Here is a 15,562-nt window from a genome sequence, read left to right as displayed (position 1 = left end):
TTGCGCGTTTTCGCGGTGTCTCGACTTCGCTCGACACGAACGGAACCAAGGCTAGAGCCAGCCGGCACGCAGGTACCAGCCTACCGTTTCGGCGAGCGCGTCGTCGGTCGCCCATTCGGGTTGCCACAGCGCAGCGGGGGGCTGGGCGCCGCTTGCCGCAACCCAGTCGGGATGCGCGATATAGCGCGCGCGGTCGGGGGTCAGCTTGGCGCCACCGCGGCGCACCAGCTTGTCGATCCGACCTCCGGCCTTCAGCACCGCGCCGGGAACCGCTAGCGTCGCGATCCGGCGGCGCCCCACCGCCCGTCCGATCGCGTGGGCAAAGCCTCGGTGCGACCAGCCGCCCGCCTGGCCGTCATCGGGTTCGTAGATGGCGCCGATGCTTGTGCTGCGATCGGCGGCGAGCGCGACGAGCAGCCGCGCCAGATCGTCGACATAGATCGCCGACATGCGTCCCTTGGGCGGCAGCAGCGCGATGCCGCGACGAGCCATGCGGAATAGGTCGAGCATTTCGGTATCGCCGGGGCCGAAGACCGCGGGTGGGCGGACGATCGTCCAGTCGAGCCCGCTTGCGGTCACGGCGGCCTCGGCGCGTTCCTTCGACCAGCCATAATCTGACAGGCCGGGCTCGCGCGCCGCGAGTGACGAGACATGGACGAAGCGCGTCACCCCGGCACCGCGCGCCGCATCGATGACATGGCCGGTCGCTGTGGCATTGCCTGCCTCGAACGCGGCGCGCGTCGGGACATTGACCACCCCGGCGATGTGCATGACGACGTCGCTGCCCGCGGTCATTTCGTTGAGGCTGTCCGGGTCGTCGAGCGCGCCCGCGATCCAGGTCACGCCCTCGCGGTCTGGTTGCGGACGGCGGGTGAGGGCGCGGACATGCCACCCTGCGTCGATCGCCTGCCGCATCGTGGCGCCGCCGACAAAGCCGGTCGCGCCGGTCATCGCCAGCACAGCGCTCATAAAATCCTCCCCACTTGTGGGGAGGGGGACCGCCGCGAAGCGGTGGTGGAGGGGGGTGGCGGTGTTTCGCTACGTCGCTGAAGGACGCACCCCCCCTCCGTCAACGGCTGCGCGTCTGCCACCTCCCCATGAATGGCGAGGATCATAAGAGCACCATATGGTCGCGGTGAACCATCGCGCTGCGCGGGGCATAGCCGAGCGCAGCCTCCTGCGCGTCGCGGCCAAGGCCGACGATCGCCGCGGCGTCGGCGCCGGTATATTCGGACAGGCCGCGCGCGATCACCGCGCCGTCGGGGCCGACGATGTCGAGCACGTCGCCGCGGGCAAAGCTGCCCGTGACGCCGCTGACTCCCGCCGCGAGTAGGCTGGCGCCGCCGCGCAGCGCCTTTGCTGCTCCGGCGTCGATCGTCAGCCGTCCCTTGGCGGTCAGCCCTCCCGCCAGCCACGCCTTGCGCGCACTCGCGCCCTTTTCGGCGACGAACAGGCTGTGCCGGGCGGCGGTCGACAGTGGCCGGTCGATGCGTCCCGAGGCGATGGCGAGGTGCGCGCCCGCGGCATTGGCGATGCGCGCTGCGGCGATTTTCGACACCATGCCGCCCGATCCCATGCCCGACGCCGATCCGGTATCGGCCATCGCCTCGATCGCCGCATCGATGCGCTCGATCCGTGCGATATGGCTGGCGCCGGGTAGCGCCGGATTCTTGTCGTAAAGCCCGTCGATGTCGGACAGTAGCACCACGCCCCCCGCGCCCGCCGCCTGCGCGACGCGCGCGGCGAGGCGGTCGTTGTCGCCAAAGCGGATTTCCTCGGTCGCGACGCTGTCATTCTCGTTGATGATCGGAACCACGCCCAGCGTGAGCAAGCGGTCGAGCGTCGCGGCGGCGTTCAGATAGCGCCGCCGGTCTTCGAGATCGTCGAGCGTCACCAGCATCTGCGCCGCGGTCAGCCCTTCAGCGGCCAGCACCTCGGCCCATACTTGCGACAGCGCGATTTGCCCGGTGGCCGCGGCGGCCTGCGCATCCTCCAGCGTCCCGCGCCCACCCTTCGCCAGCCCGAGCCGCCGCGCCCCGAGCGCGATCGCGCCCGACGAGACGACCGCGACCTGCTGCCCCGCGCGCGCTCGCTCGGCGATGTCGGCGGCGATCCCGACCAGCCAATCGCGCCGCACCGCGCCCGCGGGATCGACGAGCAGCGCCGACCCGATCTTGACGATCAGGCGGTGGCAGGCGGCGGGCGGAAACAGGCTCATCGCGCCGCCGATAGCGCGATGCACCGCCGCCGCCAATGCGAATGTCTCGAGGGCATCGGTCAGCGTAATTTTATTCCAAAGTTGTCGGACTTGTCACTGCATCGGCCCCTAGGGGCGGAGCTTGGCGGTGATGCGTGGCGAGCTGCCGTTCCAATAGACCATCGGCCCCCGCGCAGGCGGGGGCCGCAACCGGCCTTGTTCTGCGTCGCTGCGTAAACCGACAGCGGCACCCGCCTGCGCGGGGGCGACGTCTTACTTCGGTCGAATGCGGTCGGAACGGCCGACCAATCCGATCAACCCCCGCCCCCGAAGGTATAACTCAGCGCAACCCCCACCGACGGTTGGCCGCGGCTGCCGAGTTCGCGGGTGATCGGCGAGTCGGCGGCGTCGCCGACCAGCCGGTCGTAGCGGCCATAGACCGCCACGCCCCAGCGGCGCCCGAGCATCCGGTGATAGCCGGCGGTCAGGCCGACCGATTGGATGCCGCCATCGACGACATAGGCCGCGAGGCCGGAGGTCGTGGCTGCGGCGGGGGTCACCCCGAAATAGGCGCTCTTATATTTGGCGTCACCCAGCGTCACGCGCGGGCCGATCGAGAGCAGCCAGTCGTCGCCCTCGCGCGCGACATAATCGGCGCTGACTTCGCCCGCCCAGCCCTCGTGGCCGCTCACCGCCTTGCGGCCTTCGACGCGGACGCGGAGCGCCGGGGTCAGGTTGACCTGCGCGAACCCGCCGACCTCGAACGAAAAGCCGACTTTGGGGAGGTCCGCGCCAATGTCGGCGGCGGTGCGTTTGCCGATGAACCCCAGCGACGGTCCGAACGCAAAGTTTCCGCTTTGAATGAGCGGTCCGCCAAAGCTTTCGTCGGCGGCTTCGAAAGTGAATTCGGTGCCGACACGTTCGCGCGAGACGTCGATATAGGGACCGACCGACAAATCCTTCGATCCCGGCCATGACGGCGACAGCTGCGGACCCAAAATGACGCGGGTGCGCGTTTCCGAGCCGCCGGCGGTTTCCTGCGCATGGGCGGGGAGGGCGGCGACGCCCAGAAGGGGCGCAATACAGAGCAGAAGCTTGGTCGCACGGGGGTGGGAGAACATCCGGAATTCCTTGTTGTTTATGCTACAAAGCGCCCCCGCCCAATTCGTTCCTGAAATCAGGACGCTAAACCGGCGACCATCCCGCGTCGGCGTCGTCGCCGGGATCCTCGCCTGCCTTGTCGCCGACGATGATTTCGAGCAGCTTGTCGAGCACCGCAGGCACGCCCGCACCGCTCGCGCCCGACAGTGCCATCACCGGATGGCCGCTTTCGGCGGCAAGCTCGGCCGACAGCGCCGCGACCAGTTCGTCGTCGAGCGTATCGATCTTGTTGAGCGCCACGATCACCGGCTTGTCGGTCAGGTCGGCGCCATAGGCCTCCAGCTCGTCGCGGACGATGCGGTAGCTGGTGGCGACATCCTCGTCATTGGCGTCGACCAGATGGAGCAGCACGCGGCAGCGTTCGATGTGGCCGAGGAAGCGGTCGCCGACCCCGGCGCCGTCGGCGGCGCCCTCGATCAGGCCGGGGATGTCGGCGACGACAAACTCATTGCCCTTGTGGCTGACGACGCCGAGCTGCGGACGCAGGGTGGTGAAAGCATAGGCGCCGACCTTGGCCTGCGCGTTGGTGACGCCGTTGATGAAGGTCGATTTGCCCGCGTTGGGCAGGCCGACGAGGCCCGCGTCGGCGAGCAGCTTCAGCCGCAGCCACACCCACATCTCCTCGCCCGGCCAGCCGGGGCCGTGCTGGCGCGGGGCGCGGTTGGTCGAGGTCTTGTAGCTGGCATTGCCGCGCCCGCCGTCGCCGCCGCGCAGGAAGACGAGGCGTTCGCCCTCCTTGGTCAGGTCGGCGAGCAGGCTGCGGTCCTCGTCGTCGTCCAATATCTGCGTGCCGATCGGTACCTGGATGACGAGGTCGGGGCCGCCCGCGCCGGTGCGGTCGCGCCCCGCGCCGGGGGTGCCGCGCTTCGCTTTGAAATGCTGGGTATAGCGAAAGTCGATCAGCGTGTTCAGCCCGGCGACGGCTTCAAAGATGACGTCGCCGCCCTTGCCGCCATTGCCGCCGTCGGGGCCGCCATATTCGACATATTTTTCGCGCCGGAACGACACGGCGCCGGGGCCGCCGTCGCCGGACTTGATGAAAATCTTGGCTTGGTCGAGGAAATGCATGGCGGAGCCTTTTGGGGGGCTGGTGGAGAGCGCTACTACTAAGTCCCGTTCGCATCGAGCGAAGTCGAGATGCCCCTCAGCCGTGCATGCCCGCGGGGTGTCTCGACTTCGCTCGACACGAACGGGGAGGAGGGATGGGCGGCCCCTTAGCCCCTGCGTAATAAAATTGCCAGCCCTCAGCCCTCCGACTTGCCGCCATGTTCGGCCCAGAAGCGGGCGATGCGGCCGGTGATCAGCTCACATGCCAGCACGCGCGACGTATCGCGGGGCAGGTCGAGCGCTTCGGCCATCGGGCCGCCCATCTGCGCGTCGCCGAGCGCCATCAGCACAAGCGCCAGCGTGTCTTCGTGCATCAGCCGCTTTTCATGCGCGTCGGGCGCCATGCCGTCGATCAGGCGGTGGATCGCTTCCACGATCGGATCGAGCGCGTCCTCGTTACCGGTCGCCGCCATCCACGTCGCCAGCGCGCCGGCGCCGCCGCTGTTGAACGCGTCGAACGCGAGGTCGACGATTTCGCGCACATTGCGTTCGCCCGGCGGCGATTCGGCCATTTTCCGCCCGATCGTCGCGCACACCGTTTCGGCGAGATAGGCGGCGAGCGCCTTTTGCAGCCCGGCGGCGCTGCCGAAATGGTGCAGCAGATTGGCGTGGGTGCGATCGATGCGCGCCGCCACCGCCTTCAATGTTACCGCCGCGGGCCCGGTTTCGATCAAAATCTCCCGCGCCGCGTGCAGCGCTGCGGATCGGCTTTCCTCAGGACTCAGGCGCTTCTTCACTATTGACATATATGTAAGTAAACCCTATTCAACCACCCCATCGCCCCTTTTCGACGGTATGAACCATATGTCCAGCCTTTCCCTCTCCCCGACCCCCGCCGACCTGTCGATCACCCCGCGCGACATGCGCTTTGGCCGTGACGACAAACAGGGGCGCTGGTGGCTGAACGGCGACCCGATCGCATCGGCCTTCCACACCGCGCTGTCGGTGACCTTCCCGCGCGGTGAAGCGATGTTCATCGAGGCGGTGAAGGCGCATCGCGACGGGGTTCCGGAGAAGCTGGCGCGCGAAATCCGCGCCTTTACGCAGCAGGAAGTGATCCACAGCCGCGAACATGTCGTGTTCAACAAGAAAGCTGCGGAGGCGGGCTACGACCTCAGCGAGCTGGAAGACGACGTCAATCAGGTGCTCGACCTGATCAAGACGCGCCCGCAGATCGTCAACCTGATGGCGACGATCGCGCTGGAACATTACACCGCGATGATGGCCTCGGTGATGCTGCGCGACGAGAGCATGTATGCGGGCGCAGAACCCGAATGGGCGGCCTTGTGGAAATGGCACGCGATCGAGGAGATCGAGCACAAGGGCGTCGCATACGATACCTGGCTGCACGCGACAAAGGACTGGAGCCGGTTCAAGCGCTGGCGCGCCAAGTCGATCATGATGCTGCTCGTCACCAGCCGTTTCTGGCCGAAGCGGATCAAGGGCATGAAAAATCTGCTGAAGCAGGACGGGCTGACCGGTTGGCGCATCACTGCGCGCATCTGGTGGTACTTGCTCGGCAAGCCCGGCGTGCTGCGCAAAAGCTTCCTGCCGTGGCTGAGCTATTTCCTGCCGGGCTTCCACCCGTGGAACCATGACGATCGCGCGCTGATCAAGCTGTACGAGAGCGATTATGCCGATGCGGTGATGCCGGCGCAGGCGTCGATGGCGGATCGGGTCGCGGCGGCGGCCTGATTTGGACTGCTACCCGCCATTTCGTTCACATCATATTCTACCGTAGCCCTGAGCTTGTCGAAGGGCGCTTCTCGGTGAGGCGCCCTTCGACAAGCTCAGGGCTACGGTGACGGGCGACCCGGATGACAGGACCGCCCTAGACGCCGCGCCCCGCGTCCCATATCCCCTTGCCAGTGGAGGGGACCATGCAACCACAGATGACGGCGGCCGAGGTCATACAGTTCGAGCTGCAACTGGCGGGGCTGTCGTCGCTTCTGGAGTTCGGCTGCGGCGGCAGCACATTGATCGCGGCGCGGCAGGTGCGGCGGATCGTCAGCGTCGACAGCGATGCGGCCTGGCTGGCGAAGGTGCAGGCCGATCTTGCGGGCGCGGCGGTCGAATTCACGCCCGTGCATATCGACATCGGCCCGGTCGGCGAATGGGGTTATCCGACCGATGAAGGCCGCCTCCGCGACTGGCCGCGCTATCACAGCCAGATCTGGCGCGGGATGGGGGGCAGCCCGGATGCGGTTCTGATCGACGGGCGTTTTCGCGTCGCGTGCCTGTTGCAGGCGATCATCCACTGCAAGCCCGAATGCGTCTTTCTGTTCCACGATTTCACCGACCGGCCGCATTATCATGTGGTGCAAAAACATGTCGATGTGCTGACCCGCGTCGACACGCTCGCGGTGATGCGGGCCAAGCAGCAGGTCGATGGCAAGGCGGTGCTGCACGACCTGTTCGATCATTATTTGATCCCCGATTGACCCGCTGCGCGGGCTTCGGCACACCCCGCGCATGTTCCATATCGCCCCCGTCATCGAAACTGAGCGCCTGCGCCTGCGCCCCGGCCGTCTGTCCGACAAGGACGTCCATATCGCCATGTGGGCTGACGCGCGCGTCACCCGCTTCATCGGCGGCGAACCGCGCGCGCCCGATGTCAGCTGGGGCAAGTTTTTGAGCTCGGCGGGGCTGTGGCCGGTGATGGGGTTCGGTTACTGGGTGTTCGCCGACAAGGCGAGCGACGCGCTCGTCGGCATGGGGGGGCTGTCCTATTTCGGCCGCGGGATTCCCGAGCTGGAAGGGTTGCCCGAGGCGGGCTGGGCGTTCGACGCCGACCATTGGGGCGCTGGATATGCGACCGAGGCGATGCGCGCGATACTCGGCTGGGCCGACGCCAATCTCGATGCCGGCGAGGTGCGCTGCATCATCGATCCGGGGCATGACGCGTCGGAGCGGGTGGCGGCGAAGCTGGGGTTCCGGCGGATCGGCGACAGCGACGCGCTGGGGCATGTGGTGGCGATTTATGGACGGCCGCGCGGGGGATAAGATCCTCCCCGGAACGGGGAGGGGGACCGCGAAGCGGTGGAGGGGGCTATCGGCATTGAGCGGCGGTTGCAGGACGCGACCCCCCTCCGTCAGCGGCTACGCCGCTGCCACCTCCCCGCGAGCGGGGAGGATTTTTACGCCGCCTCGACCACCAACACCCCGCCGTCGGCGCTGATCACCCGAACCCTTGTCCCCTCGGCGGCATCCGGCCCGCGCACCGGCCACTCGCCGTCGCCGACCTTGGCGCGCCCGCGGCCGTTTTCGATCGCGGTCACCAGCGTCAGCACTTCGCCGACCAGCCGCCCGCCGCGCTGGTTGAGCAGCGGGTCGGTCGACTCGATCGGATTGGCCTTGAGCCAGCGGCGCGCGCCGTAGAGCGCGATGAACGCCAGCACGGCAAAGATACCGAGCTGCATCGGCACCCCGACCGGCAGCAGAAAGGCGAGGACGCCGGTGGCGATCGCGGCGACCCCCAGCCATACGAGGAAGAATCCCGGCGCAACGATTTCGGCGGCGCACAGCAGCACCCCGATGGTCAGCCAGGCCCAATGCGGTGACATATTGCTCAGCCAATCGGGCATGTCAGGCTCCCGTCTTGCGTTCGATCGCGTCGCGCGCCAGCTCGCCGATGCCGCCCAGCGTGCCGATCAGCTGTGTCGCCTCGACCGGGAACAGGATCGTCTTGCTGTTCGGGCTGGTCGCGAACTGGCTGACCGCCTCGACATATTTTTGCGCGATGAAATAATTGATCGCCTGCGCGTTGCCGCCGGCGATCGCGTCGCTGACCATCATCGTCGCCTTGGCCTCGGCCTCGGCTTCGCGTTCGCGCGCTTCGGCGTCGCGGAAGGCGGCTTCGCGGCGGCCCTCGGCCTGCAGGATCTGGCCCTGCTTCTCGCCCTCGGCGCGCAGGATTTCCGACGCCCGCATGCCTTCGGCTTCGAGGATGTTGGCGCGCTTTTCGCGCTCGGCCTTCATCTGGCGCGCCATCGCGTTCGAGATGTCGGCGGGCGGGCGGATGTCCTTGATTTCGACGCGGGTGATCTTGACCCCCCACGGCGTTGTCGCATCGTCGACGACGTGCAGCAGGCGGGCGTTGATCTCGTCGCGTTTCGAAAGCGTTTCGTCGAGGTCCATCGAACCCATCACGGTACGCAGGTTGGTGGTCGTGAGGTTCATGATCGCCAAGTAAAGGTCGCTGACCTCATAGGCCGCCTTGGCGGCGTCGAGCACCTGAAAGAACACGACGCCGTCGACCGCGACCATCGCATTGTCCTTGGTGATGATTTCCTGGCCCGGGATGTCGAGCACCTGTTCCATCATGTTCACCTTGCGCCCGACGCGGTCGAAGATCGGCATGATGAAATTGAGGCCCGGCTGCGCAGTGTGGGTGTAGCGGCCGAAGCGTTCGATCGTATAGCTGTAACCCTGCCGAACCGGGGTCAGCGCCCACAGCAGGAACACCGCCGCGAGTACGACGAGTGCGATCGGAAACCAATAATCCATCGAAAATCCCCTCCGCGATGCAGGCCGCCCGGGCCGCACTCCTTTATTGCGGGAACCGCTGCCTTGCGCCAGACAAAAGCGCATGACCCAACACATGTTCGCGCCCCGCTCGCTGCTCTATGTTCCCGGCTCCAACGCGCGTGCGCTGGAAAAGGCAGGCGGGCTGGCCGCCGAGATGCTGATCATCGATCTGGAGGACGCGGTTCCCGCGGATCGCAAGGACGAAGCGCGCGCCGCGATGCGCGCCGCGGTGATCGCGGGCTTTGCCGGCAAGCGCGTCGCGGTACGGATCAACGCGACCGGGACGGCGGAGCAGGCCGCCGACATCGATGCGATCGCGGACCTGACGCTCGATGCGCTGGTGCTGCCCAAGGTCGATGCCCCCGCCGATCTTGATCCCGCGCGCGGATTGGGACTGCCGCTGCTGGCGATGATCGAGACGCCGACGGCCATCTACGCGGCGCGCGACATCGCCGCCGATCCGGCGGTCGCGGGGCTGATCGCGGGCCTGAACGACCTTGCGCACGAATTGAAACTGCCCGCCGGAATGGACCGCGGGGCGATGAGCCACGCGATCCAGGCAATCGTGCTGGCGGCGCGCGCCGCCGGGGTGTGGGCGTTCGATGGCGTCTATAATGCGATCGACGATGCGGCGGGCTTTGCCGCCGAAGCGGACGAGGGGCGGCGGCTGGGCTTCGACGGCAAGTCGCTGATCCACCCGTCGCAGGTCGATCCGTGCAACGCCGCCTTTGCCCCATCGGCGCGCGAGATCGCCGCCGCCGAGGCGCTGGTCGCCGCGGCCACCGGGGGCGCGCAGCGGCATGAGGGGCGGATGATCGAGGATATGCACGTCGCGGCGGCACGGGCGCTGCTGGCGCGGCGCTGAATATGTCCGTCATCCCGGCGAAGGCCGGGATCTCGGCGGTACGTTAGGATGCGACGGTGAGACCCCGGCCATCGCCGGGTTGACGAAGCCAGAATGGCAGCGCAACGCCCAACGGCATTTGTCGTTCGACGAACGCGCCTTGCCTGACCGGGGCGGAAATGCCATGCGGCGGCGCCATGAAGATCATTCATTTCCGCGCCGCAATCGCGGCCGTCGCCCTTGTCACCTGTGTCCCCGCCGCCGCCGCGGCCGCGCCCGCCAAGGCCGACCCGCCGGTCACCGAGGCTCAGCTGGCCGCGCATATCAAGATACTCGCCGACGACGCGTTCGAAGGGCGGGCGCCGGGAACCGATGGCGAGGATCGCACGATCGCCTATATCGTCGGCGAATGGGCCAAGGCAGGCCTCCAAGCCGTGCCGGGCAGCGCGACGCCATGGTTGCAGCCGATCCCCTTTGTCGAGAGCCGCGCCGTCAGCGGCACCGCCAGGTTCAAGGTGCATGGCCGCGATTTCGCGATCGAGGATGACGGCATCATCCTGACCGGGCGCGAAGCGTCGGCGGCGCTGACCAATGTCCCCGCGGTGTTTGTCGGCTACGGGGTCGATGGCACGGGCAAGGTCAATGCCGACGTCGCCGGCAAGCTGGCGATCATGTTGTTCGACAATGCGCCGTTCGGCGACAAGCTGCCGCGGTATCGCGAGCGGCGCCAACTGCTTGCCGACGCGGGTGCTGCGGCGGTGCTGGTGATAGCGACCGATGCAGTGCCATGGGCGCAGCTGCACGACAGCGCGGGCGCTACGTCGATGCGGCTCGCCGATGCCAAGCCTGCGGCGCCGGTCAGCGGCTTCCTGTCGCTCGAAGCCGCCGACGCGCTGCTCGCCAAGGCGGGTCAGGATGGCGGGACGCTGCGGGAGGCGGCAAAGTCGCCCGACTATCGCGGCGCGGTACTGCCGGTCAGCGCCGATCTGACGACACAGTCGGCGATCCGGCCCTTTATCAGCAACAATGTCATCGCAAAGCTGCCCGGCGCCAAGCCCGACGGCAAGGCGGTGCTGTTCCTTGGCCATTGGGATCATCTCGGCATTTGCGGCGACGAAGGCGAGGCCGACCGGATCTGCAACGGCGCGGTCGACAATGCCAGCGGCATCGCAGTGCTGATCGAGGTTGCCAAGCGACTGGCGTCCGGCGCGCGTCCCGACCGCGACATTTATTTCCTGGCGACGACGGCCGAAGAAAAAGGCCTGCTGGGTGCGCGCTATTTTGCCGACCATCCCGTCGTGCCGCTGACCAACATTACCGTCGCGCTCAACGTCGACACGATCGCGATTTCGCCGCGCGGCACCCCGGTTGCGACGATCGGCCGCGGCCAGCCCGCCTATGACGCGGTGGTGCGCCAGGTGGCGACGAAGCTTGGCCGCAAGCTCGACGAGGATGGCGAGGCCGACGCCTTTATCCAGCGTCAGGACGGCTGGGCACTCGGCGCGAAGGGCGTGACGTCGCTGATGGTCGGCGGCAGCTTTTCGGACATGCCGCTGCTCGAAGCGTTTCTGAGCAGCGACTATCATGGGCCCAACGACAATTTCAGCGACAAGATCCCGCTCGGCGGCGCGGCGGAAGATGCCGACCTGCACGTCGGGCTTGGGCGGGCGTTCGCCGATGTGAAGGCGTGGCCGGGGAAGTGAGCTTCGCCGAATAATGGCAGAATGATAACGTCGCCCCCGCGAAGGCGGGGGCCGCTGGCAACCTTACGCAAGGCCGATAGCGGCCCCCGCCTTCGCGGGGGCGACGGTAAAAACTAAGCCGCCTGCTTCGCCCGCTCGCTCATTTCCTGATTGAGCATCTCAGCCAGCAGGAACGCCAGCTCCAGCGATTGCCCCGCGTTGAGCCGCGGGTCGCAATGCGTGTGATAGCGATCGGCGAGGTCCATTTGCGTCACGTCCATCGCGCCGCCGGTGCATTCGGTGACATTCTGGCCGGTCATCTCGATATGGATGCCGCCGCCATGCGTGCCCTCGGCGCGGTGGACGGCAAAGAAGCCGCGCACTTCGGCCAGGATGCGTTCGAACGGGCGCGTCTTGTAGCCGGTCGAGGTCTTGATGACATTGCCGTGCATCGGATCGCACGACCAGACGACGGGATGCCCCGATTCCTTCACCGCGCGCACCAGCTTGGGCAGATGCGCCTCGATCTTGTCATGGCCGTAGCGCGTGATAAGCGTCATGCGCCCCGCGACATGATTGGGGTTGAGCGTGTCGAGCAGGCGCAGCAGCACGTCGGCCTCGAGGCTCGGCCCGCATTTCATGCCGACCGGATTGCCGATGCCGCGCAGAAACTCGATATGCGCCGATCCCTCGAAGCGGGTGCGGTCGCCGACCCACAGGAAATGGCCCGACGTGTCGTACCAGCCGCCGGTCAGGCTGTCCTGCCGGGTGAGCGCCTGTTCATAGGGGAGCAGCAGCGCTTCGTGGCTGGTGTAGAAGCTGGTGCCCTTGATCTGCGGCACCGTCTCCGGCGTCACGCCGCAAGCTTCCATGAAGGCGAGCGCTTCGGAGATGCGCGCGGCGGTTTCCTGATATTTCTTCGCCCACGGGCTGCGGTCCATGAAGTCGTGGGTCCAGGCGTTGACCTGGTGCAGATTGGCATAGCCGCCGTTCGCGAAAGCACGCAGCAGGTTCAGCGTCGCCGCCGACTGGTTATACGCCTTCACCATGCGCGTGGGGTCGGGTTCGCGGCCCGCTTCCTCGAACGCGATGTCATTGATGATGTCGCCGCGATAGCTCGGCAGCGACACGCCATCGACCTCTTCCATGTCGGCCGAGCGCGGCTTGGCGAACTGGCCCGCCATGCGGCCGAGCTTCACCACCGGCATTTTCGAGGCAAAGGTCAGCACGACCGCCATCTGGAGCAGCACGCGGAAGGTGTCGCGGATGTTGTTCGGATGGAATTCGGCAAAGCTTTCGGCGCAGTCGCCGCCCTGGAGCAGGAACGCCTTGCCTTCGGCGACGCGGCCAAGGTCGGCGGTCAGGTCGCGCGCTTCGCCGGCAAAGACCAGCGGCGGGTAATTGCTGAGCTCATGCTCGGCCGCCGCGAGCGCTTCGGCGTCGCGATAGGTGGGCAGCTGGCGGGCGTCGTGCGAGCGCCAGCTATGCGGTTGCCAATTCTTCGTCATCTGCCTGTCTTCTTGTCTTCAAACCGGGCGCCGCCATGGCGCGAATGTCGCGTCGATGCAATCTATGCCAATTCGCGAACGATAAAATTAGCATTATCGTGACATTTGCGCACCTATGCTTTTCTTGGGGACCAAAAACTGATAGTTTGTTTCATGGTTTTGGAATGCAACCGGCGCATCCAAGGCATCTGGCTATCGGCGACGTTATGGATGCAACGACCCGATACCGGGTCTCCACGCAAAGCGACTGGCTATGGCGAATTTCGAGTCCGCATGGTTTGTATATGGGGCATTGCTGTTGCTGCTCGCGACCAGCTTTGTCGTGCGCATCGATTATGTCCGGATCGGGTTGGCCGCGGCAGCGCTGGTCGCGGTGCCATTGGTTTTGTTCCGCGAACCCGACGTCGGCTATGGCATGCTGGTGCTGGCGATCCTCGTCGTCAACCTGGGCATTTTGGCGCGGTTGTGGCTGCGCCAGCGCCAGGTGAGCTTTTCGGCCGAGGAAGAGGCGCTGCGGCGCGAGCATTTCAACGGCCTCAATCCCGTGGCGGCGCGCGGGCTGATCGATCAGGGGCATTGGATTTCAGCAAAGCGCGGCGAAATTCTGATCCGCGAAAATCAGGCGGCGCCCAGCCTCTTCTATCTGGCCGAAGGACAGGCAGCGATTCTCCGCGATGGCACCGAGGTCGGCAAATTGACCGACGGCGCGCTGATCGGTGAAGCGACGGTGCTCGACGGCACCCACGCGACCGGCACCGTGCTGCTGGGCAGCAATGCACGGTTGTGGTTTGTCCCCGCAGCGGCGCTGCGCGCCTATCTGGCGGCCAATCCCGCCATCGCGAGCACGCTGCACGAGGGTTTTGCGCGCGCGCTGCGCGGCAAATTGGCCAGCGCGAATACCCGGATCGCCGACCGGGCGCCGATCGTGTGAGCGTGATAACCGCTGCGACGCCTCGAACTTGTCATCGCGGCCTGCTAATCCCGCCGCCATGACGATGATTCTCTATGGCATTTCGAATTGCGACACGGTGAAAAAGGCGCGGCGCTGGCTCGACGAACAGGGTGTCGCGTACCGCTTTCACGATGTTCGCAAGGACGGGCTGGACGCTGAACGGCTGCAAGGCTGGATCGATGCGCTGGGCTGGGAAAAGCTGCTCAACAAGGCAGGCACGACCTTTCGCAAGCTGCCCGACGCGCAAAAGGACGGGCTCGACGCGGCTTCGGCCAAGGCGCTGATGCTCGATCAACCGGCGATGATCCGCCGCCCGGTCGTCGATGCCGCGGGCGCGATCAGCGTCGGTTTTTCGCCCGCCGACTGGCAGGCCCGTTTTGCGGCATGATCCGCTGGCTGCTGGCGTCGCTCGCCCTGCCGCTGCTCGCCGGCTGCGCGGCTGATCCGGTGACGATGCAGCCGACCCTCGACGGCCAGCCGCCGATCGTCATCGCGCATCGCGGCGCGTCGGGCGAGCGGCCCGAACATACGATCGCGGCGTATCGGCTGGCGATCGCGCAGGGCGCCGATTTTATCGAGCCCGACCTGGTGCTGACCAAAGACGGCATATTGGTCGCGCGGCACGAGAATGAAATTTCGGAGACCACCGACGTCGCCGACCGCCCCGAATTTGCGGATCGCAAGGCGACCAAGACGATCGACGGGCGCGAGGTCAGCGGCTGGTTTACCGAGGACTTCACGCTCGCCGAACTCAAGACGCTGCGCGCGCGCGAACGGCTGCCGAAACTGCGCTCGACCGACTATGATGGCCAGTTCGATATTCCGACGTTCGAGGAAATTCTGGCTTTGCTGGCCGAGGTTAACCGCGGCCGCGACAAGCCGGTCGGCGTCTATCCCGAAACCAAGCATCCCAGCCATTTCATCGCGATCGGCCTTCCGCACGAAGCGCCGCTGCTCGCGCTGCTCGATCGCTTCGGCTATCGCGGGCGCAAGGCGCCGGTTTTCATCCAGAGTTTCGAAGTGCGGAACCTGATGGACCTGCGCGCCAAAAGCGACCTGCCGCTGATCCAGCTGATAGATAGCGAAGGGGGGCCGCCCGACATGCCCGAAACCAGCTATGCCGTGATGGCGACGCCTGCGGGGCTGACGCGGATCGCCAGCTATGCCGACGGGATCGGCCCGAACAAGGCGATGGTGATCCCGCGCGCGACGCTCGGCTCGCTTGGCGAACCGACCAGCCTAGTGCGCGATGCGCATGCCGCAGGGTTGAAAGTCCACCCGTGGACGTTCCGGCGCGAGAATTATTTCCTGCCGCTGGGCGACAAGGGCGGGCTGAACCCGTCGGCGCACGGCGACCTGGGGGCCGAGATCGCCGCCTATCTGGCGACCGGGATCGACGGCCTGTTCAGCGACAATGTGCGCGAGGCGGTGGCGGCGACGAAAGTGGCACAACGCTAAGCATTCGCTAGTGACGGGTTGCGATCGGAAGCAGCCGCCCAATCCAATTCCCGTTTGTATCGAGCGAAGTCGAGATACGCGTGGCTTGGCGTGAGCGGTCGGCGTGTCTCGACTTCGCTCGACACG

General features: G+C 66.6%; 16 protein-coding genes. 8 read left to right on the top strand and 8 right to left on the bottom strand.

The window, feature by feature from the left end; all coding sequences use genetic code 11:
• Window positions 1-51 precede the first annotated feature (51 nt).
• From G9408_RS08700 to G9408_RS08680, 5 genes are all read right to left on the bottom strand, one after another.
• Complete coding sequence (locus tag G9408_RS08700; RefSeq protein ID WP_235957648.1) at window positions 52-969, bottom strand: NAD-dependent epimerase/dehydratase family protein; 918 nt, start codon at window positions 967-969, stop codon at window positions 52-54.
• Between the two features lie 142 nt (window positions 970-1,111).
• Window positions 1,112-2,218: a glutamate 5-kinase gene (gene proB, locus G9408_RS08695; RefSeq protein WP_168453646.1), complete on the bottom strand. Its 1,107-nt coding sequence runs from the start codon at window positions 2,216-2,218 to the stop codon at window positions 1,112-1,114.
• Window positions 2,219-2,511: 293 nt separating this feature from the next.
• Window positions 2,512-3,318 carry a MipA/OmpV family protein gene (locus tag G9408_RS08690; protein WP_168453645.1) on the bottom strand — a complete coding sequence of 269 codons (807 nt, stop codon included), beginning with the start codon at window positions 3,316-3,318 and terminating at the stop codon, window positions 2,512-2,514.
• 64 nt (window positions 3,319-3,382) lie between these two features.
• The gene (gene obgE, locus G9408_RS08685) at window positions 3,383-4,426 is read right to left on the bottom strand and encodes a GTPase ObgE (protein WP_168453644.1); all 1,044 of its coding nucleotides are present in this window, start codon (window positions 4,424-4,426) and stop codon (window positions 3,383-3,385) included.
• Between the two features lie 176 nt (window positions 4,427-4,602).
• Window positions 4,603-5,211 (bottom strand): TetR/AcrR family transcriptional regulator, encoded by a 609-nt coding sequence (locus G9408_RS08680; RefSeq protein ID WP_168453643.1) that lies wholly within the window; start codon window positions 5,209-5,211, stop codon window positions 4,603-4,605.
• 58 nt (window positions 5,212-5,269) lie between these two features.
• On the opposite strand from G9408_RS08680, the gene G9408_RS08675 reads away from it, so the two are divergent.
• The 3 genes from G9408_RS08675 to G9408_RS08665 all read left to right on the top strand — a co-directional run bounded on the left by G9408_RS08675 (window position 5,270) and on the right by G9408_RS08665 (window position 7,468).
• Window positions 5,270-6,160, top strand: a complete 891-nt coding sequence (locus G9408_RS08675; protein ID WP_168453642.1) for a metal-dependent hydrolase — start codon at window positions 5,270-5,272, stop codon at window positions 6,158-6,160.
• Window positions 6,161-6,345: 185 nt separating this feature from the next.
• Window positions 6,346-6,906, top strand: coding sequence for a hypothetical protein (locus G9408_RS08670; RefSeq protein WP_210423299.1), 561 nt, complete (start codon window positions 6,346-6,348; stop codon window positions 6,904-6,906).
• A 31-nt stretch (window positions 6,907-6,937) separates the two neighbouring features.
• Window positions 6,938-7,468 (top strand): GNAT family N-acetyltransferase, encoded by a 531-nt coding sequence (locus G9408_RS08665; RefSeq protein ID WP_168453640.1) that lies wholly within the window; start codon window positions 6,938-6,940, stop codon window positions 7,466-7,468.
• 134 nt (window positions 7,469-7,602) lie between these two features.
• Here the strand turns inward: G9408_RS08665 and G9408_RS08660 are convergent, their stop codons facing one another.
• A complete protein-coding gene (locus G9408_RS08660) occupies window positions 7,603-8,049 on the bottom strand; it encodes an NfeD family protein (protein ID WP_168453639.1) in 447 nt (148 codons plus the stop codon).
• A gap of 1 nt (window position 8,050) precedes the next feature.
• The gene (locus tag G9408_RS08655) at window positions 8,051-8,971 is read right to left on the bottom strand and encodes an SPFH domain-containing protein (RefSeq protein ID WP_120215452.1); all 921 of its coding nucleotides are present in this window, start codon (window positions 8,969-8,971) and stop codon (window positions 8,051-8,053) included.
• Between the two features lie 94 nt (window positions 8,972-9,065).
• Here G9408_RS08655 and G9408_RS08650 point away from each other — a divergent pair, with 94 nt between their 5' ends.
• Window positions 9,066-9,857, top strand: coding sequence for an HpcH/HpaI aldolase/citrate lyase family protein (locus G9408_RS08650; RefSeq protein ID WP_235957646.1), 792 nt, complete (start codon window positions 9,066-9,068; stop codon window positions 9,855-9,857).
• A 176-nt stretch (window positions 9,858-10,033) separates the two neighbouring features.
• Window positions 10,034-11,539 carry a M28 family peptidase gene (locus tag G9408_RS08645; RefSeq protein WP_235957644.1) on the top strand — a complete coding sequence of 502 codons (1,506 nt, stop codon included), beginning with the start codon at window positions 10,034-10,036 and terminating at the stop codon, window positions 11,537-11,539.
• Between the two features lie 113 nt (window positions 11,540-11,652).
• Here G9408_RS08645 and G9408_RS08640 read toward each other — a convergent pair whose 3' ends face one another.
• Window positions 11,653-13,026, bottom strand: coding sequence for a class II 3-deoxy-7-phosphoheptulonate synthase (locus G9408_RS08640; RefSeq protein WP_168453636.1), 1,374 nt, complete (start codon window positions 13,024-13,026; stop codon window positions 11,653-11,655).
• A gap of 253 nt (window positions 13,027-13,279) precedes the next feature.
• On the opposite strand from G9408_RS08640, the gene G9408_RS08635 reads away from it, so the two are divergent.
• The 3 genes from G9408_RS08635 to G9408_RS08625 are packed head-to-tail and all read left to right on the top strand — an operon-like array spanning window position 13,280 to window position 15,436.
• Window positions 13,280-13,957 (top strand): Crp/Fnr family transcriptional regulator, encoded by a 678-nt coding sequence (locus G9408_RS08635; RefSeq protein WP_232014800.1) that lies wholly within the window; start codon window positions 13,280-13,282, stop codon window positions 13,955-13,957.
• 58 nt (window positions 13,958-14,015) lie between these two features.
• Window positions 14,016-14,366: an ArsC family reductase gene (locus tag G9408_RS08630; protein ID WP_168453635.1), complete on the top strand. Its 351-nt coding sequence runs from the start codon at window positions 14,016-14,018 to the stop codon at window positions 14,364-14,366.
• Window positions 14,363-15,436: a glycerophosphodiester phosphodiesterase gene (locus G9408_RS08625; protein ID WP_168453634.1), complete on the top strand. Its 1,074-nt coding sequence runs from the start codon at window positions 14,363-14,365 to the stop codon at window positions 15,434-15,436. Before G9408_RS08630 ends, G9408_RS08625 begins: the two co-directional genes overlap by 4 nt.
• Window positions 15,437-15,562: the final 126 nt, after the last annotated feature.

It is taken from the genome of Sphingopyxis microcysteis (assembly GCF_012274265.1).
GTDB classification, from domain to species: Bacteria; Pseudomonadota; Alphaproteobacteria; order Sphingomonadales; family Sphingomonadaceae; genus Sphingopyxis; species Sphingopyxis microcysteis.
The sequence above is the reverse complement of the archived record's forward strand: the minus strand, read 5'-3'. Positions and strand labels throughout refer to the sequence as shown.